This is a genomic window from Nonomuraea sp. NPDC050310, from assembly GCF_040655795.1.
Lineage (GTDB): Bacteria > Actinomycetota > Actinomycetes > Streptosporangiales > Streptosporangiaceae > Nonomuraea.
The window spans coordinates 358,508-376,338 of sequence record NZ_JBFAKP010000001.1 but is presented as its reverse complement, the minus strand read 5'-3'; the positions used below and the strand labels follow the sequence as shown (position 1 = coordinate 376,338).

The 17,831-nt window shown below is 72.4% G+C and carries 15 protein-coding genes; 9 read left to right on the top strand and 6 right to left on the bottom strand.

What is annotated here, in order from left to right:
* Window positions 1-13 precede the first annotated feature (13 nt).
* Complete coding sequence (locus AB0I67_RS01945; RefSeq protein ID WP_357916053.1) at window positions 14-1,783, bottom strand: arabinofuranosyltransferase; 1,770 nt, start codon at window positions 1,781-1,783, stop codon at window positions 14-16.
* A gap of 197 nt (window positions 1,784-1,980) precedes the next feature.
* On the opposite strand from AB0I67_RS01945, the gene AB0I67_RS01940 reads away from it, so the two are divergent.
* From AB0I67_RS01940 to AB0I67_RS01920, 5 genes are read left to right on the top strand one after another with little or no spacing between them, the layout of a single operon-like run.
* Complete coding sequence (locus AB0I67_RS01940) at window positions 1,981-3,054, top strand: DegT/DnrJ/EryC1/StrS family aminotransferase (protein WP_357916050.1); 1,074 nt, start codon at window positions 1,981-1,983, stop codon at window positions 3,052-3,054.
* Complete coding sequence (locus tag AB0I67_RS01935; protein ID WP_357916047.1) at window positions 3,051-4,067, top strand: Gfo/Idh/MocA family oxidoreductase; 1,017 nt, start codon at window positions 3,051-3,053, stop codon at window positions 4,065-4,067. Before AB0I67_RS01940 ends, AB0I67_RS01935 begins: the two co-directional genes overlap by 4 nt.
* Entirely contained in the window at window positions 4,060-5,553 is a 1,494-nt protein-coding gene (locus AB0I67_RS01930; protein WP_357916044.1) for a glycosyltransferase, read from the top strand. The genes AB0I67_RS01935 and AB0I67_RS01930 overlap by 8 nt, the downstream gene beginning before the upstream one ends.
* Entirely contained in the window at window positions 5,550-6,836 is a 1,287-nt protein-coding gene (locus AB0I67_RS01925; RefSeq protein WP_357916041.1) for a nucleotide sugar dehydrogenase, read from the top strand. The genes AB0I67_RS01930 and AB0I67_RS01925 overlap by 4 nt, the downstream gene beginning before the upstream one ends.
* A gap of 28 nt (window positions 6,837-6,864) precedes the next feature.
* Window positions 6,865-9,435, top strand: a complete 2,571-nt coding sequence (locus AB0I67_RS01920) for a glycosyltransferase (protein ID WP_357916038.1) — start codon at window positions 6,865-6,867, stop codon at window positions 9,433-9,435.
* Between the two features lie 34 nt (window positions 9,436-9,469).
* On the opposite strand, the gene wecB is transcribed toward AB0I67_RS01920, so the two are convergent.
* Window positions 9,470-10,555 (bottom strand): UDP-N-acetylglucosamine 2-epimerase (non-hydrolyzing), encoded by a 1,086-nt coding sequence (wecB, locus tag AB0I67_RS01915; RefSeq protein WP_357916036.1) that lies wholly within the window; start codon window positions 10,553-10,555, stop codon window positions 9,470-9,472.
* A gap of 3 nt (window positions 10,556-10,558) precedes the next feature.
* Window positions 10,559-11,149 carry an acyltransferase gene (locus AB0I67_RS01910; protein ID WP_357916033.1) on the bottom strand — a complete coding sequence of 197 codons (591 nt, stop codon included), beginning with the start codon at window positions 11,147-11,149 and terminating at the stop codon, window positions 10,559-10,561.
* Window positions 11,150-11,337: 188 nt separating this feature from the next.
* Here AB0I67_RS01910 and AB0I67_RS01905 point away from each other — a divergent pair, with 188 nt between their 5' ends.
* The 4 genes from AB0I67_RS01905 (at window position 11,338) to AB0I67_RS01890 (ending at window position 15,158) form a co-directional block, all read left to right on the top strand.
* Window positions 11,338-12,039: a class I SAM-dependent methyltransferase gene (locus AB0I67_RS01905; RefSeq protein WP_357916030.1), complete on the top strand. Its 702-nt coding sequence runs from the start codon at window positions 11,338-11,340 to the stop codon at window positions 12,037-12,039.
* Between the two features lie 35 nt (window positions 12,040-12,074).
* Window positions 12,075-12,767 (top strand): class I SAM-dependent methyltransferase, encoded by a 693-nt coding sequence (locus AB0I67_RS01900; protein ID WP_357916027.1) that lies wholly within the window; start codon window positions 12,075-12,077, stop codon window positions 12,765-12,767.
* Window positions 12,768-12,811: 44 nt separating this feature from the next.
* The gene (locus AB0I67_RS01895; RefSeq protein ID WP_357916024.1) at window positions 12,812-13,486 is read left to right on the top strand and encodes a polysaccharide deacetylase family protein; all 675 of its coding nucleotides are present in this window, start codon (window positions 12,812-12,814) and stop codon (window positions 13,484-13,486) included.
* A 79-nt stretch (window positions 13,487-13,565) separates the two neighbouring features.
* Window positions 13,566-15,158 (top strand): hypothetical protein, encoded by a 1,593-nt coding sequence (locus AB0I67_RS01890; RefSeq protein ID WP_357916021.1) that lies wholly within the window; start codon window positions 13,566-13,568, stop codon window positions 15,156-15,158.
* A 30-nt stretch (window positions 15,159-15,188) separates the two neighbouring features.
* Here the strand turns inward: AB0I67_RS01890 and AB0I67_RS01885 are convergent, their stop codons facing one another.
* From AB0I67_RS01885 to AB0I67_RS01875, 3 genes are read right to left on the bottom strand one after another with little or no spacing between them, the layout of a single operon-like run.
* Window positions 15,189-15,350: a hypothetical protein gene (locus AB0I67_RS01885; RefSeq protein ID WP_357916019.1), complete on the bottom strand. Its 162-nt coding sequence runs from the start codon at window positions 15,348-15,350 to the stop codon at window positions 15,189-15,191.
* A 21-nt stretch (window positions 15,351-15,371) separates the two neighbouring features.
* Window positions 15,372-16,937 carry a glutamine-hydrolyzing GMP synthase gene (guaA, locus tag AB0I67_RS01880; RefSeq protein WP_357916016.1) on the bottom strand — a complete coding sequence of 522 codons (1,566 nt, stop codon included), beginning with the start codon at window positions 16,935-16,937 and terminating at the stop codon, window positions 15,372-15,374.
* A 36-nt stretch (window positions 16,938-16,973) separates the two neighbouring features.
* A complete protein-coding gene (locus AB0I67_RS01875; protein ID WP_357916013.1) occupies window positions 16,974-17,813 on the bottom strand; it encodes an SDR family NAD(P)-dependent oxidoreductase in 840 nt (279 codons plus the stop codon).
* Between the last annotated feature and the right edge of the window lie 18 nt (window positions 17,814-17,831).

Sequence of the window (17,831 nt, the reverse complement as noted above, 5' to 3'; positions counted from 1 at the left end):
GAGGGTCCTCCGGTCACTTGCGGATCAACAGGACGGTCTTGCCGGGCAGGTCGTCCACGACGGCGAAGCGCGCGGGGTCGAACTGGCCGCGCTGGAAGCTCACGTCGCGCCAGCGCCAGTCCCGCAGCACGAAGACGTCGATCGCGCCGAACGCGGTCGAGGCCGAGGCCTCGGCGAAGGCTTGCGGATCGGTCACGGCGGCGAGCCGGACCAGTTCGGCCCGGCGCTCGTCCCAGCGGATGAGGGTGTTGGCCGACGTCCGGTCGACCGAGGTGAAACCGCGCCAGGGCAGGTAGGCGAACAGGCGCTCGTCGGCGGAGAGCACCCGGGGCCGGGCGCCCCGGCCGCGTACCTCCTCGACCCGCGCCCTGATCTCCCGGGCCGGGAAGGCGGGCTCGTGGTGCGCCCTGGCGGTGTAGAAGTGCGTGGCCGACGGCCACTTCGCCGCCCAGGGCTGCACGCCCTCGGGCAGGGCCAGCCGCCAGTAGGACACGCCCGCCCACAGCAGCACGACGGCCAGGGCGGCCACGCCGTACTCGCGGGCGGCGTGCCGCTTGAGCAGGGTGGCGACGGTGAGCACGCCGGCGGCGACCAGCAGCGGGCCGAGCAGGCGCGAGGTGTAGTGGAAGAAGCCGGTGTGCCCGTCGGCGACGAAGCGGGCCATCATCAGCACCCGGTAGGCGTAGGCGCCCGCGATCAGGAGGAGCAGCGGCTGCGCCCACCAGGCGGTGCGGCGGTAGCCGATCACCCCGGCCAGGCCGGCGAACTGCAGCAGGCCGAGCGGCGTCGGCTGCAGGAAGGGGAAGGGGTTGGCCACCAGGTCCGGCGCCACGTACAGGTCCGCGACCGCCTGCCCGCCCCCGGCCAGTGTCGCCGCCAGGTACGGCACGACGTACACCCCGGAGACCAGCGCCGCCACCCCGGACACCTTGAGCAGGCGCAGCAGGTAGGCCCGGCGGTCGTCGTGCCGCCACCAGGTCAGCCCCGCCAGCGCGAGAATGCCGAGCGAGCCGTAGATCAGGAAGCCCTGGTAGGTGATGACGATCAGGCCGCCGATCGCGCCCGCCGACCACCACGGCAGCCGCCCGCGCGGCGGCGAGCCGAAGGTCAGCAGGATCCACGGGATGACCACCAGCACGGCGACCACGCCGAAGGCCTTGCGCGGGTCGCCGAAGGCCACCAGGCTCGCCGCCGCGACGGCCAGCGCGACCGGCGGCTTCACCAGCCGGCTCCACAGCAGGAAGGCGGCGACGACCGCGCCGGAGACGGTGAGGATCTCGGCCTCGGCGACCAGCCGCCAGGCCGGGACCCCGCTCAGCGCCGAGGCCCGGCCGATCAGCCAGGGGTAGAGCATGGGGTACTCGGCGGGCACCTCCTCGACGAAGGCGTCGGCGCTCCAGGGCGTCACCGAGTACCTCGTCGCGGCGGCGGCGATGCGGCCCATGTCGCCGAAGAGCCCCGCGAAGCCGTACGGCGTGCCGTACAGCATGGTCTTGAGATCGAGGGCCACCCAGCCGGCGAACAGGCCGCAGGCCACGGCCGAGACGCGCAGCCGCAGCGCGGCCGGCACGAGCACCAGCGCGAGCAGGCCCAGCACGGTCAGGGGCAGCAGGACGCCGCGCACGGCGAAGGGATCGGGCCGGATCCATCCGACCAGGACGAACCCGGCGGCGGTGGCGGCCAGCCAGACCGGCACGGACAGCCAGCGCGGATCGGGCCACCGACCCGCGTCGGCTCGGATGGGGGAAATCGACCGGGGCGCGCTCGCCAGACGGGTCGTCATACCAGCCAGGATGGCGATCTGCAGGGGGGAGGCAGGCCGGGCATGGGCACACGTGGAGCCACGGCTGACCGAGTCTTGACCTGAGCGCGCACGGTAAAGCTTGCGCCAAGCGAGCAGGATGCGCCGACTACTCTCCGCGACAGCCACTTACAGTCCGTTGCGGACTGTAAATCGCCAGGCTCATGAGGAGTCCGCTGATGGACCCAACGATTCCGCCCGCTCGCCCGCACATCGGGGAGGCGGAGATCGCAGCCGCCGTCCGAGTCCTGCGCAGTGGTCAAGTGGTGCAGGGGCCGGAGGTCGCGGCCTTCGAGGAGGAGTTCTCCACCTGGGTCGACGGCCGGCACTGCGTCGCGGTCAACTCGGGCACCTCCGCCCTCCACCTGACCTTCCTCGCGCTGGGCGTCGGCCCGCAGGACGAGGTCATCGTCCCCTCCTTCTCCTTCGCCGCGACCGCCAACGCGGTACGGCTGGCCGGCGCGACGCCGGTGTTCGCCGACATCGACCCGGCCACCTACTGCCTCGACCCCGAGGCGGTGGCCGCGGCCATCACCCCGCGCACGGTCGCGATCATGCCGGTGCACCTGTACGGTCACCCGGCCGCCATGGACCGGCTGCAGGCGCTCGCCGAGCGGCACGGCCTGGCCGTGGTGGAGGACGCCTGCCAGGCGCACGGCGCGGCCCTGCACGGCCGCCCGGCCGGCGCCTTCGGCACGGCGGGCTGCTTCAGCTTCTACCCGACCAAGAACATGCACGCCCTCGAAGGCGGCATGATCACCACCGCCGACGCCGCGCTCGCCCGAACCCTGCGCCTGCTGCGCAACCAGGGCATGGAGCAGCGCTACGCCAACGAGATCGTCGGCGCGAACATGCGCATGACCGACGTGGCGGCGGCCATCGGCCGCGTGCAGATGGGCCGGCTGGCCGGCTGGAACGAGCAGCGCCAGGCCAACGCCAAGGCGCTCGACGCGCAGATCACCACGGTGCCGACCCCGGTGGTCGCCGACGGCGCGCAGCACGTCTACCACCAGTACACCGTCCGGATCGAGGGCGACCGCGACGCCGCCCAGGCGCACCTGACCTCGCGCGGCATCGGCAGCGCGGTCTACTACCCGACGCCCATCCACCGGCTCGCGCCCTACGCCGGGACCGGCCCCTGGCACCTGCCGGAGACCGAGCGGGCCGCCCGCGAGGTCCTGTCGCTGCCCGTCTACCCGGCGCTCGGGGAGGGCGACATGGCACGGGTCGCGAAGGCGGTGAACGAGCTGTGAGGCCACTGCGGGCCGGGCTGATCGGGCTCGGCGCGATGGGCCGCAACCACGCGCGGATCCTGTCCGGGCTCGGCGGCGTCGAACTGGCCGGCGTCGCCGACCCGGCCGCCGACCGGGTGGGCTGCGCGCCGGGCGTCCCGGTCGTGCCCACCCTGGAGGCGCTGCTGGCGCTCGGCATCGACTACGCCGTGGTGGCCTGCCCGACCGCGCTGCACGAGGAGATCGGGCTCGAACTGGCCCGGCGCGGCGTGCACGCGCTGATCGAGAAGCCGCTGGCGCACACCGTCACGGCGGCCCAGCGGCTGGTCGCCGCGTTCGAGGCGGCCGGGCTGGTCGCCGGCGTCGGGCACATCGAGCGGTTCAACCCCGCGCTGCGCAGCCTGCGCACCCGGCTCCAGGCCGGCGAGCTGGGCGAGCTGTTCCAGGTCTCCACCCGCCGCCAGGGCCCCTTCCCGCACCGCATCGCCGACGTGGGCGTGGTCAAGGACCTGGCCACGCACGACATCGACCTGACGAGCTGGGTGACCGGCCAGGAGTACGTGTCGGTCTCCGCCTTCACCATGTCGAAGAGCGGCCGGCTGCACGAGGACATGGTCTCGGCGGTCGGCCGGCTGTCCGGCGGCGCGATGTGCAGCCACCTGGTCAACTGGCTCAGCCCGCTCAAGGAGCGCTCGACCGTGGTGACCGGCGAGCGCGGCTGCTTCGTGGCCGACACGCTCACCGCCGACCTCACCTTCTACGCCAACGGCGCCGTCGACACCGAGTGGGAGGCGCTGCGCACCTTCCGCGGCGTGTCAGAAGGGGACATGGTCCGCTTCGCGCTGCAGAAGCGCGAGCCGCTGCTGGTCGAGCACGAGACCTTCCGCGACGCGGTGCTCGGCGTCTCCGACGAGATCGTCACCCTGCGCGAGGGCCTGCGGACCGTGGAGGTCTCCGCCGCGGTGCTGGAGTCGGCCGCCACCGGCCGGACCTCCGTCCTCGACCACCAGCGAGAGGCCTGCTTCGTTGGCTGAGACGCCCGACGTGACGGTGATCGTCGCGGTCTACAACACGATGCCGTACCTGACCGACTGCCTCACCTCGCTGGCGGGGCAGTCCATCGGGCTGGAACGGCTGCAGGTCGTCGCGGTCGACGACGGGTCCACCGACGGCAGCGGCAAGGAGCTCGACCGCTTCGCCGACCTCTACCCCGGCGTGTTCAGCGTCATCCACCAGGACAACTCCGGCGGGCCCGCCGCGCCGAGCAACCGCGGGCTGGAGGCGGCGCGCGGCCGGTACGTGTTCTTCCTCGGCGCCGACGACCACCTGGGCGCCGAGGCGCTGGAGCGGATGGTCGCCTGCGCCGACGAGCACGGCTCCGACGTCGTGCTGGGCCGGACCGAAGGGGTCAACGGGCGGCACATCCTCCAGGACGTCTACGAGCGCACCGAGCCGGACCTCAGCCTCTACGACTCGGCGCTGCCGTACTCGCTGTCCAACACCAAGCTCTTCCGCCGCTCGCTGATCACCGAGCACGGGCTGCGCTTCCCCGAGGACATGCCGGTCGCCAGCGACCAGCCGTTCACCATCGAGGCGTGCGTGCGCGCCCGGCGCATCTCGGTGCTGGCCGACTACACCTACTACTACGCGGTACGGCGGGCCGACGACAGCAACATCACCTACCGGACCGGACCGCTGGCCCGGCTGCGCAGCGCCGAACAGCTCATCACCTTCACCGCCGGCCTGCTGCCGCCGGGACCGCGCCGCGACGCGGTGCTGGAACGGCACTTCGCCTGGGAGCTGGCCAAGCTGCTGCGGGTGGAGTTCCTCGACTTCGAGCCCGACGAGCAGGACGCCATCTGCGAGCGGGTCGACGAGCTGTCGTGCCGCTACCTCACCGACCGCATCCGGGCCGGGCTCACCCGCACCCAGCGCTACCGCCTGGCCCTGGCCGCCCGGCGCGACGTGGCCGCGCTCTGCCGCAGCCTGCGACGGCCGGGCACCGAGCCGCTGGTGCTGGAGGGCGACGAGGTCTTCGAGCGGCTGCCCGGCTACGGCAGCCTCGACCCCGAGTGCTTCGCCTTCCAGGGCGCGGTGGCCAAGCGCGTCGCCCGCGGGATGCGCCTGGAGCTGTCCCCCGCGCGGGGCGGGTTCACGATGCGCGTCACCGTGCCGCTGCTCGGCGCGTGCGCCCGCGTCCCCGCCGACCTCGCCCTGCTGGGCGCGCCGGCAGAGGTGAGCAGGGCCCTGGCCGCCGACGGGTCGGGCACCGTGCTGACCGCCCGGCTGAGCGCCCGCCGCCTGGTCCGCCAGCTCGGCCGGCGGCGGCTCACCCTGTCCTTCTGCGCGGGCGGCGAACGCTACGAGATCAGCCTGCCCGCCCCCGCCGCACCGCAGCGCACCTGGGCCTGGCACCGCTTCGGCCCGCGCCGCGCGCTCCTGCAGAGCGGCAAGCACGACAACCTCCTGCTCGTCGTGTCGAAGATCTCTCTCCGCCCCCTACGAAGGAGACAGCCATGAAGATCTGCGTCGTCGGGCTCGGCAAGATCGGACTCCCCCTGGCCGTGCAGTACGCCGCCAAGGGCCACCACGTCATCGGCGCCGACATCGACCAGCACGTCGTCGACCTGGTCAGCCAGGGACTCGAGCCCTTCCCCGGCGAGGCGGAACTCGACCTGCGGCTCAAGCGCGCGGTCCAGGACGGCCTGCTCACCGCGACCACCTCCACCGAGGCCGCCGTCGCGGTCTCCGAGGTCGTCGTCGTGGTCGTGCCGCTCTACGTGGACGCCACCGGCGAGCCCGACTTCCGTGCCATGGACGCGGCCACCAGGGCCGTCGCCACCGGCCTGCGGCCCGGCACGCTGGTCAGCTACGAGACGACCCTGCCGGTCGGCACCACGCGCGACCGGCTGACGCCCCTGCTGGAGGCCGGCTCCGGCCTGACCGCGGGCGTCGGCTTCCACGTCGTCTTCAGCCCCGAACGGGTGCTGACCGGCCGCGTCTTCGCCGACCTGCGCCGCTACCCCAAGCTGGTGGGCGGCATCGACGCCGGCTCCGCCCAGCGGGCCGTCCGCTTCTACGAGGCGGCGCTCGACTTCGACCGGCGCGACGACCTGCCCCGGCCCAACGGCGTGTGGGACCTCGGCTCGGCGGAGGCGGCCGAGCTGGCCAAGCTGGCCGAGACGACCTACCGGGACGTCAACATCGCCCTCGCCAACCAGTTCGCCCGGCACGCCGGCACGCTCGGGCTCGACGTCATGGCCGTCATCGAGGCCTGCAACAGCCAGCCGTACTCGGCGATCCACCGGCCCGGCATCGCGGTCGGCGGCCACTGCATCCCGGTCTACCCGCGGCTCTACCTGTGGAACGACCCGGACGCCACGGTCGTGCGCGCCGCCCGCGAGGCCAACGAGGCCATGCCCGGCTACGCGGTCGGCCTGCTGGCCGGGGCGCTCGGCGGCGACCTGACCGGCGTGCCCGTGCTGGTGCTGGGGGCCGCCTACCGGGGCGGGGTCAAGGAGACGGCCTTCTCCGGAGTCTTCCCGACGGTCGCCGCCCTGCGGGCCGCGGGGGCCGAGCCGTACGTCTCCGACCCGCTCTACACCGCCGACGAGCTGGCCGCGCTCGGCCTGCCGCCGCACCGGGGCGAGCCCGTCGCCGCCGCGGTGGTCCAGGCCGACCACGCCGACTACCAGACCCTCGGCTCGGCCGACCTGCCCGGCGTGCGCGTGCTCGTCGACGGCCGCCGCATCACCGATCCGGGCCGCTGGACGGCGGCCCACCGAATCGTCATCGGCGGCTGACGCTGCCGCCACGACCTGAGGACTCTTCGTGCCAAGACTTGCCGTCATCGTCGGAAACTCCATCACGGGCGACTCCCGCGTCCAGAAGACCGCCCTGGCCGCCGCGCGTGACGGCTGGGAGGTCACCCTCATCGGCCGCAGCACCAGCGGCCAAGCCGAGCGTGCCACCATGGGCCCCGTCGAGGTGCTCCGGATCACGGTGGGCCCGCAGATGCGGCGGCGGGCCAAGAACCGGAAGAAGGACCAGCGCGGCCTGCGCGCCCGCATCACGCAGTGGGGACTGCCCGACGAGCGGTCGCTGGAGGAGTACCGGCACGCCTACCGGGCCTGGCTGCGGGAGAAGACCGCCGAGATCGGCTGGACCTACCAGCAGCGGGGGCTCACTCCCCTGCTCACCCGCAAGAGCACGCGGCTGCTGCTCCAAGTGGCCAAGCGGGTGCACCGCGACCGGGTGCGGCTGTTCCAGTGGGAGCAGCAGCGCGAGCGGACCGACCGGGTGACGGGCGACTGGCGCAAGGACATGCCGGAGCTGCTCGACCTCGACCTGGCCTTCGGCCGGGCCCTGGAGAAGTTGCAGCCGGACGTGATCCACGCCAACGACATCACCATGATCGGGGTCGCCGCGCACAGCGCCGCGCGGATGCGGCTCAAGGGCCACGAGTGCCGCTGGCTGTACGACGCGCACGAGTACGTCCGCGGCGTCGACTGGAAGAACCCGCAGCGCGAGGCCGCCTACAACGCGCTGGAGGCGGAGTTCATCCACCGGGCCGACGCCGTGGTGACGGTCTCGCCGGAGATCGCCGAGACCCTGCGCCGGGAGTACCGGCTGCCCGCGCTGCCTCTGGTCGTGCGCAACACGCCGATCCGGGAGACCGAGGGCCTGGCCGAGTCCGAGGCCAGCGTGCGGGCCGCGTGCGAGCTGCCGGACTCCACGCCGCTGCTGGTCTACTCCGGCTGGCTGGACGTCGAGCGCGGGGTGGACACCGCCGTCGAGGCGCTGCCCGCGCTGCCCGGCGTGCACCTGGCGATCGTCTCGGGGCGGGCCAACCAGTTGCTCGACGAGCTGCTGTCGCAGGCGGGCAAGCTGGGCGTGCGCGACCGCGTGCACGTGGTGCCCTACGTGCCGCAGGCCGAGGTCACCCAGTACCTGTCCACGGCCGACGTCGGGCTGATCTGCTCGCGCCGCTCCCCCAACTACGAGATGTCGCTGCCGACCAAGCTGGCCGAGTACCTGCACGCCGGCCTGCCGGTGGTGGTCAGCGACGTCCGCACCGCCTCCGCCTACGTCACCGAGCACCAGGTCGGCGAGGTGTTCGTCTCCGGGGACCCGGTCACCTTCGCGCAGGCCGTCCAGCGGGCCCTCGACCGGCGGACGGAGCTGGTGGCGGGCATCTCCGACGAGGTGCTCGACGAGCTGTCCTGGGAGCACCAGAGCGCCGGGCTGCTGCGGCTCTACCGCGAGCTGGCCCGCGAGGAGCCGTCCGCCCCGGCCGAGGTCGTCCCGTGGGACGCCCCCGAGGTCCGCACGCGCGGCGAGCACGAGACGTGGGCCGGGCTCGGCGAGACGCCCATCCGGCTCGGGCTCGGCCCGGCGAACTACGCGGGCCAGCTCGCCGCCTTCGCCGGCGCGCTGACCGCCCGGCGCCAGGACGTGTCGGCGGAGGTGCTGATGTACCGCAAGCCGAACAGCTCCTTCAACTATCCGGCCGACGTCTACGTGAACCCGGCGCGGCTCGGCGACCCGGCCTGCCAGGCCGAGCAGATCCAGCGCATCATCGGCCGCTTCACGCACTTCATCGCCGACGGCTTCCTGCCGGTCCTGGGCCGGCTCAACGGCGACAGCATCGAGGGCGACCTGCCGGCGCTCCAGCAGGCCGGCATCAAGGTCGCGCTGCTGGCCCACGGCAGCGAGATCCGGCACCCGGTCCGGCACCTGGCGCGGCACGAGTTCTCGTTGTTCCAGGACGCGCCCGCCGACTCGGTGGAGAAGCTGGCCAGGATGACCGAGCGCAACGCGCGGATCGCCGTCGAGTCGGGGCTGCCGCTCTTCGTGACCACGCCCGACCTGCTGGCCGACCTGCCCACCGCGACCTGGGCGCCGCTGGTCGTGGACGTGGACGCCTGGGCGTGCGACCGGCCGGTGATGGAGCGGGCGCGGCCCATCGTGGTGCACGCGCCCTCGCGCCGGTGGAAGAAGGGCACCGACCGCATCCTGCCCGTGCTGACCGACCTGCACGAGCGCGGCGTCATCGACTTCCGGCTGGCCGAGCAGGTCACCTGGACGCAGATGCGCGACCTGGTGCACGAGGCGGACATCGTCGTCGACCAGTTCATGATCGGCAGTTACGGCACCTTCGCCTGCGAGGGCATGGCGGCCGGCAAGCCGGTCATCGCCTACGTGAACGACCACACGGACGTCACCGGCACCGCACGCCCGCCCATCGTCAGCGCCACCGTGGCCACCCTCGGCGAGACCCTGGAGGCGCTCGTCGCCGACCCGCAGGGGACGAGCGCCATCGGCATCGAGTCGGCGAAGTACGCCCGCACCTACCACGACGGCACGTGGACGGCACGGGCGCTGGCCGACTTCCTCACCTGACCCCTCAAGGCAGGTGAGGAGGCCGCCTGACCGCTCAGGGCAGGCGCTGGGCCAGGATCTCCACCGCCCGCCGGGCCGCGTCGCCGCTTCCGTAGGGGGCGGCGCGCGGCGCGGTGGGCGCCGGCCGCATCACCGTCGCGGCCCACTGCGCCCGGCCCAGCTCACTTGGGTCGGGCACGAGCACGTTCCACCCGTCGGCCAGCGTCTCCGGCCACTCGGTCTCGGTTCGGACCGTGGTGCACGGCCGCTCCAGCAGGAACGCCTCCTTCTGCAGCCCGCCCGAGTCGGTGACCACCCCCACCGACCCCATGACCGCCGCGACCATCCCCGCGTACGGCAGCGGCCGTCCCACGCGGACGGCCCCGCGCTCCAGCTTCACCCCGTGCTGCTCGGCCCTGGCCAGCAGCCGCGGGTGGGCCAGCAGCGCCACCTGGACCGGCAGGTCGGCCAGCGCGTCGGCGATCCGGCCGAGCCGCTCGGCCGAGTCGGTGTTCTCCGCCCGGTGCACCGTGCACAGCAGGTACGGCTCGCCCGGGTCGAGACCCCCCGGCAGCGCGGGCACGGCCGGCTGGGCGAGCAGCGCGTCCCTGACCTGGTGGCAGACGTCCACCATCACGTCGCCGACCAGCACCGAGCGGGCCGCGAGCCCCTCGGCGGCCAGGTGCCGCATGGCCACCTCGGTCGGCGCGAGCAGCAGGTCGGCGGCGTGGTCGGTGAGGACCCGGTTGTGCTCCTCCGGCATCCGCCGGTTGAAGGAACGCAGCCCCGCCTCCAGGTGCGCCACCGGCAGGTGCAGCTTGACCGCGGACAGCGTCCCGGCCAGCGTCGAGTTGGTGTCGCCGTAGACGAGCACCCAGTCGGGGCGCTCGGCCTCCAGGACGGTGTCCATGGCGGTGAGGATCTGGCCGGTCTGCGCGCCGTGGCCGCCGGAGCCCACGCCGAGGTTCACGTGCGGGGCGGGCAGGCTCAGGCCGGCGAAGAACACCTCCGACAGGTCGGCGTCGTAATGCTGGCCGGTGTGCACGACGAGATGTTCGTGCCCGGCTTTTTCCAGCGCCTGGGCGACGGGCGCCAATTTCACCAGTTGGGGCCGGGCGCCCACCACGCTAAGAATTTTCACGCTTTATCCCCCGATCAGAGAAAGGCCAGCTTCATCGGCCCGATAAACCTCGGACATGACCGGGCACAGCCAGGTCCCGTCCTCATGCTCCACCAGCCGGGTGCCGTGCCGGCCCACCCAGCCGATCCGCTTGGCCGGCACCCCGGCCACCAGCGCGTAGTCCGGCACGTCCCGCGTCACCACCGCGCCGGCGGCCACCATCGCCCACCGCCCGATCCGCACCGGCGCCACGCACACCGCCCTCGCCCCGATGGAGGCGCCCTCCGCGATGCTCACGCCCACCTGGATCCAGTCGTCGCCGCCCTTCAACCGGCCGTCCGGGGCGACCGCCCGCGGGTTGTGATCGTTGGTGAGCACGACCGCCGGGCCGATGAACACCCCGTCACCCAGCTCGGCCGGCTCGTACACCAGGGCGTGATTCTGGATCTTCACGTTCCGCCCGATCCGCACCCCCGCCCCGACGTAGGCCCCCCGGCCGACCACGCACCCGTCGCCCAGGACGGCGCCTTCCCTGATCTGCGCGAGATCCCAGACGCGCACACCTTCGCCCAAGCGGGCTTCGGCTGATATCTGCGCATTATCGGCGAGAATCATCTCGGAATACCGCTCCCCTCGGAATCAGAAACTCGGGAATTGTATCCGCGCCCTCGTTTACCGATCCCGGAATTGCACCGCCTTTGCGGAGCCGCGAGGGGGACGCCGGGCAGTCGTGTCGACGGAGTGCGGGCAGGGGCGGTAGCGTCCGATCCCATCAGCCTGCTTCCGAGCTCAGGAGAGAGTCCGTGTCCTCTCACCCGTCCGCCGCTCCGCTCCCGCTGGGCACCGAGGTGTTCGACCGCCGCCTGCTCCTGGACGACGCGTGGCGGTTGTACGTAGACGCGCCCAAGGCCCTGCGGCTGAAGCAGCGGCTGCGCGTGCTGGTGTGCCCGTTCGAGGAGGTCGTGGGGTTCGTGCCCAAGGGGTCCAGCGTGCTGGACATCGGGTGCGGCTCGGGGCTGTCGCTGGCGTTGATGGCGGCGCGGGGGCGGGAGATCGAGGGGCACGGGTTCGACCCGTCCGAGGTGGCGATCGGGCTGGCCCAGGAGATGACCAAGCATCTGGCCGGCAGCGGCTCGACCCTGCACTACGAGCACCGCGACGCCAGGCGGGAGTGGCCGGACCGGCAGTTCGACGTGGTCAGCATGCAGGACGTGATCCACCACGTGCCGGTGGCCAGCCAGCGCGAGGTCTTCGACAAGGCCTGCCGAGCCGTACGACCGGGTGGGATCTTCATCTACAAGGACATGAGCCTGCGGCCGCGCTGGCGCAACTTCTTCTGCCGCGTGCACGACCTGATCATCGCCCGGGAGTGGATCTACCCGATCCCGGTGGCCGAGGTGGAGGGGTGGGCGGCCGAGAACGGGCTGACGGTGGAGGTGGCGAAGACCGCCCACCGCGTGGTCTACGGCAACGACCTGCGGGTCTTCCGGAAGGCCGCACGATAGCCTGGGGTCCCCCTCACCGCTAGGAAAGCTGTCGCGTGGAAACTACCGAGATCCGCCGCCTCGTCCAGCTCGAAGAGACCCACTGGTGGTACCGCGAGCGCCGGGCGATCCTTCGCAAGGAGCTCAGGTCGCTCAAGCCCGGCCGGGCGGTCGACATCGGCGCGGCCGGGGGCGGCAACACCCGGGTGATCGCGAAGGCCGGCTGGCGGGCCACCGCGACGGACTTCTCCGACCTGGCGGTGGAGGTCGCGCGCGAGCGCGGGCTCGACGCGGTCCAGGCCGACGCCCGGAAGCTGCCCTTCGAGGACGGCGAGGCCGACCTGGTGACCGCCTTCGACGTGCTGGAGCACATCGAGGAGGACGACCGGGTGGCGGCCGAGATCGCCCGGGTGCTCCGGCCGGGCGGCACGGCGCTGATCGCGGTGCCGTGCGACATGGCGTTGTGGTCGGCGCACGACGAGGCGGTGGGGCACGTCCGCCGCTACGCCAAGGACGAGCTGGTCCGCGTGGTCACCGGCGCCGGGCTGGTGGTCGAGCGGGTGTGGTCGTGGAACGTCCTGCTGCGGCCCGTGGTGGTCCTGCGCCGCAAGCGCTCCACCGGCAGCGACCTGGAGGAGCTGTCCGGCCTGGTCAACGCCGGGCTCACCGCGATCATCACGCTGGAGCGCTACCTGCCGGTGAAGGGCCTGCCCGGGGTGACGTTGTTCCTCCGGGCGCACAAACCCTGAGACCGTTTACCTGAGCGGGGGCAAACCTTGACACAATGGCGCCCGTGATCGGACAAGGACTACTGGCGCTCGTGCTCGCGGCGACACCCCTGCACCCGGCCACCCAGGCGGCGGTCGACTGTTCCAAGGTCAAGTGCATCGCGCTGACCTTCGACGACGGGCCGGGCAAGCGCACGGGCGAGTTGCTGAAGACGTTCAAGAAGGCGAAGGCCAAGGCGACGTTCTTCCTGGTCGGCCGGGCGGTCGAGCGGGATCCCGCGCTGGCCAGGCAGATCGTGGCGGACAAGCACGAGGTGGGCAACCACACCTACTCCCACCCGAGCCTGACCTCGCTCGACGACGAGGCCATCGCCGACGAGCTGGCGGTGACCCAGCAGGCGATCAAGGCGGCCACCGGGGTCCGCCCCAAGTACTTCCGCCCGCCGTACGGGCACAGTGACGACCGCGTGCTGCACGAGGCCTACCTCCAGGACCTGGCGCAGGTGAAGTGGACGGCCACCAGCCTCGACTGGAGCATCCGGGACACCGAGCGGATCAGGAACAAGGTGCTCAAGCTGGCCAAGCGCAACGCGGTCATCCTGATGCACGACCCGGTGCCGCAGACCGTGGCCGCGATGCCGGAGGTGCTGGCCGAGCTGAAGAAGCGGGGTTTCCACCTGGTGACGGTGTCGACGCTGCTCGGTGAGCGCAAGCTGGCGCCTGGCGAGAAATATCCATAAAAGCGGCAGAATGCGGTAGAGCGCCCCTGTGGGGATGGAGCGCTACAGGGGTGGGACGACAGTGAGCAAGAACGCCAGGGTGTCTTTCGCGACCTTTGCCGCGATTCAGGCGATCTTGCTGTTGTGGTGGGCGGCCTTCTACCCCGGCCTGTTCAGCCGCGACTCGGTGCTGTACCTCAGCCACACGCTGGCCGGCCCCTGGGTGAGCGACCACTCGGTGCTCTACGACGCGCTGATGTGGCTCAGCTTCACCGTGACCGGCGACCTCGGCGCGGTCACCCTGCTCCAGACCACCGCGATGGCGGCGGCCCTCACCTTCCTCGCGCAGTCCCTCAAACGCCTCGGCTCGCCGCCGCGCAGCACGACCGTGCTGGCGATCGTGCTCCCGCTGCTGCCGCCGGTCGGCGCGTTCACGGTGGCGTTGTGGAAGGACGTGCCGTTCACCATCTGCGCGATCACCATCGCCGCGGTGGCCTGCCGCGGCCTCGATCGCCGCAACCTGCTGGTGCTTGGCGCGCTCTTCGTCGGCCTGGGGCTCTTCCGCGCCAACGGCTTCCTGGTCGTGGCCGTCGCCGTCGTCGTGCTGCTGCTCGTGGTCAGGACCATGCGGGTACGGCTGGCGCTGACCGGCCTGGTCGCCGCGGTGATCCCGCTCGGACTGAACAACGTGGCCTTCCCCGCGGTCGGCATCACCGCCCCGTCGGCGACCTACGTCTACCACACCGCCTTCGCCGACCTGGCCTACGCCTTCCACGAGCGCCCGGGGCGCTTCCAGCCGCGCGAGATCGAGGTGCTCAGCCAGGTCGCGCCGCTCTCGCGCTGGTGGCAGGGCGGCTCCTGCGCGACGGTCAACCCGCTCATCTGGCGCAAGGACTTCAGCTGGCAGCAGGCCGAGGTGCACTCGGCCGAGCTGCTGAACATGTGGAAGCGGCTGCTGCTGGAAAGCCCCGGCCAGGTGATCGACGCGCGGTTGTGCCGGGGCGCCATCGCCTGGCGGATCGCGGCCGACGCCGAGGCGGAGGGCGGGCTCACCTACCACTTCTCGCGCCGCCCGACCGCCGACGAGTACGTCGGGCCGGACAAGGTCACCGACTTCCCCGGCCGCGAGGTCTTCACGCTGCGCACCGACTTCCCCGGCCTGTACGGCGCCGCCTACTCCTGGCTGGACCTGACCTACCGGCTCGACTGGCTGATGTGGCGCGGCGCGTTGTGGAGCTACCTGACCTACCTCGCGCTCGGGCTGGCCGCGATCGTGCGCCGGCGGCGGGCGGTGCTGGCGGCCGGGGCGATCGTCATGGGGCAGCAGCTCGCGGTGCTGGCCAACATCTCGGCGCAGGACTTCCGCTACATGGCCTCGCCGATCTTCATCGGGATGTTGCTGCTGCCGCTGCTAGTTTCCAGCACCGCCGAGCTGATCCGCCGCCGCCGGGCCAGGCGCACCACCGGCGGGGTACCGCTTGCCGTACCGCAGCCGAGGCCCGAACCTCTGCCCCTGAAGGAGCCGGCCGGCTCGCAGCACTGGCGGCGGTTGCCGGTCACCGGCGGGCAGGTGCTGTTGTGGCGCGCTCCTCACCAGGCCCGCCGAGCCACGCGCGCTCCCGGGGCACGCCGAGACTGGCTGGTGTCGCGCCGCGTGGTGTGGCACCCGCAGCGCCAGGACGCCCGGCCCTGAACCAGGGCGCAAGCAAGGCGGTGAAAACGGTCAGTGCCGATGGATCCGGACACTGACCAGCAGGCCGAGCAGGGCCGCGATCACCAGGGCTGCCGCCCAGTTGACCACGACCACCAGCCAGCCCAGCACCACCGCGACGACGGTCACGGCCGCCGCCACGCCGATCGCCAGCCAAGGGACGAAGCTCCGCATGGTGCCTCCTCCCTTGCCAGGCTACTCCCACTCGATGGTGCCCGGGGGCTTGCTCGTCACGTCGACGACGACCCGGTTGACCTCACGGACCTCGTTGGTGATCCGGGTGGAGATCCGCGACAGCACGTCGTAGGGAACGCGGGCCCAGTCGGCGGTCATCGCGTCCTCGGACGTCACCGGCCGCAGCACCACGGGGTGCCCGTAGGTGCGCCCGTCACCCTGGACGCCGACCGAGCGCACGTCGGCCAGCAGCACCACCGGGCACTGCCAGATCTCCCGGTCGAGCCCGGCCCGCGACAGCTCCTCGCGGGCGATGGCGTCGGCCTCGCGCAGCAGGTCGAGCCGCTCGCGGGTGACCGCGCCGACGATGCGGATGCCCAGGCCGGGGCCGGGGAAGGGCTGGCGCCAGACCATCGCGGCGGGCAGGCCGAGCTCCTCGCCGGCCCGGCGCACCTCGTCCTTGAACAGCGTGCGCAGCGGCTCGACGAGCTGGAACTGCAGGTCCTCTGGCAGGCCGCCGACGTTGTGGTGGGACTTGATGTTGGCGGTGCCGGTGCCGCCGCCGGACTCGACCACGTCGGGGTAGAGGGTGCCCTGCACCAGGAAGTCGACCGGGCCGTCGGCCAGGATGGCGCGCTGCTCGTCCTCGAAGACGCGGATGAACTCGCGACCGATGATCTTGCGCTTCTCCTCGGGGTCGGTCACCCCGTCGAGCGCCTTCAGGAAGCGGTCGGCGGCGTCGACGACGCGGAGCTTGACCCCGGTGACCGCGACGAAGTCGCGCTCGACCTGCTCGGCCTCGCCCTTGCGCAGCAGGCCGTGGTCGACGAAGACGCAGGTCAGCCGGTCGCCGATGGCGCGCTGCACGATCGCGGCGGCGACCGCGGAGTCGACGCCGCCGGACAGCGCGCAGATCGCGCGGCCCTCGGGGCCGACCTGCCGGCGGACCGCCTCGACGGCGTCCTCGACGATGTTGAGCATGGTCCAGTTCGGGCGGCAGCCGGCGGCCTCGAGGAAGTGCTTGAGGACGGTCTGGCCGTGCTCGGAGTGGAGCACCTCGGGGTGGAACTGCACGCCGTACAGGCCGCGGTCGCTCGACTCGAAGGCGGCGACGGGGGTCTCGGCGGTGGAGGCGGTGACGATGAAGCCGACCGGGGCGGCCGAGACGCTGTCGCCGTGCGACATCCAGACCTTCTGCTTGGCCGGCAGGCCGGCGAACAGCACGCCCTCGCGGGTGACGTCGAGCGCGGTGCCGCCGTACTCGGCGGTGCCGGTGCGGGCCACCTCGCCGCCCAGCGACTGGGCCATCACCTGGAAGCCGTAGCAGATGCCGAGCGTCGGCACCCCGGTCTCGAACAGGCCCTCGGGGGCGGCCGGCGCGCCCTCGGCGTAGACCGAGGAGGGGCCGCCGGACAGGATGATCGCCTTGGGCTTCTTGGCGAGCATCTCGGAGACCGGCATCGTCGAGGGCACGATCTCCGAATAGACGTGGCATTCGCGCACCCGCCGGGCGATGAGCTGCGCATACTGCGCACCGAAGTCGACCACGAGCACTGTGTCGAACTCAGACACCGAGAAGACCCCCAAGCAAGGTGGATGCGGTGTCCCCAGTGTATCGGCGCGTCATTCGTACCTGGGCAGCGGTGGCAGTCCTCCGGCCAGCAGGGCTTCGGTCTGCTCGCGCAGGCCCGCCGGGTAGCCCGGATGGGTCAGCAGGAGGAAGCGTTCCTCGCGGATCGCCTCGACGACCTGCCCGGCGACCCGCTCGGGCTCGATGCCCCGCTCGACGATGCCGCCGATGATCTCGTTGCCGTCGCGCTCGTCGGGCGTGCGGCCGGTGGCCAGCTCCGGCGGGCGCACCCGCTCGGAGCTGGCGATGGCGGTGCGGACCCCGCCGGGGCACAACGCGGTCACCCGCAGCTTGCTGCCGGCCAGCGCCAGGTCCTGGGCGAGCGACTGCGAGGCGGCGAAGGCGGCGTACTTGCTGACCGAGTAGGCCCCGGAGTACGGCGCGGCGAACAGCCCCGAGATGGACACGGTGTTGACGATGTGCCCCTCGCTGTCCTGCTGGATCATCCTCGGCACGAAGGCGTGGATGCCGTGCAGCACGCCCCACAGGTTGACGCCGAGCAGCCAGGCGAAGTCCTCGGGCTCCCGCGTCCACATGCGCCCGCCCTGGAAGACGCCGGCGTTGTTGCACAGCACGTGCACCGCGCCCAGCTCGCCGAAGGTGCGGTCGGCCAGGTGGTGGACGGCCGCGCTGTCGGAGACGTCGGTGATCTGCGTCAGCGCCTTCACCGCCGAGGCCTTCTCGACCAGGGCGGCCGTCTCGGCCAGACCGCCCGGTTCGACGTCGGCGAGCATGAGCGTCATGCCCTCCGCCCCGAGGCGCAGGGCCAGGGCCCTGCCGATGCCACTCGCCGCGCCGGTGATCACCGCGACCCTGCCGGAGAGCTCTCGCATCCCACGCCTCCCAAGCGC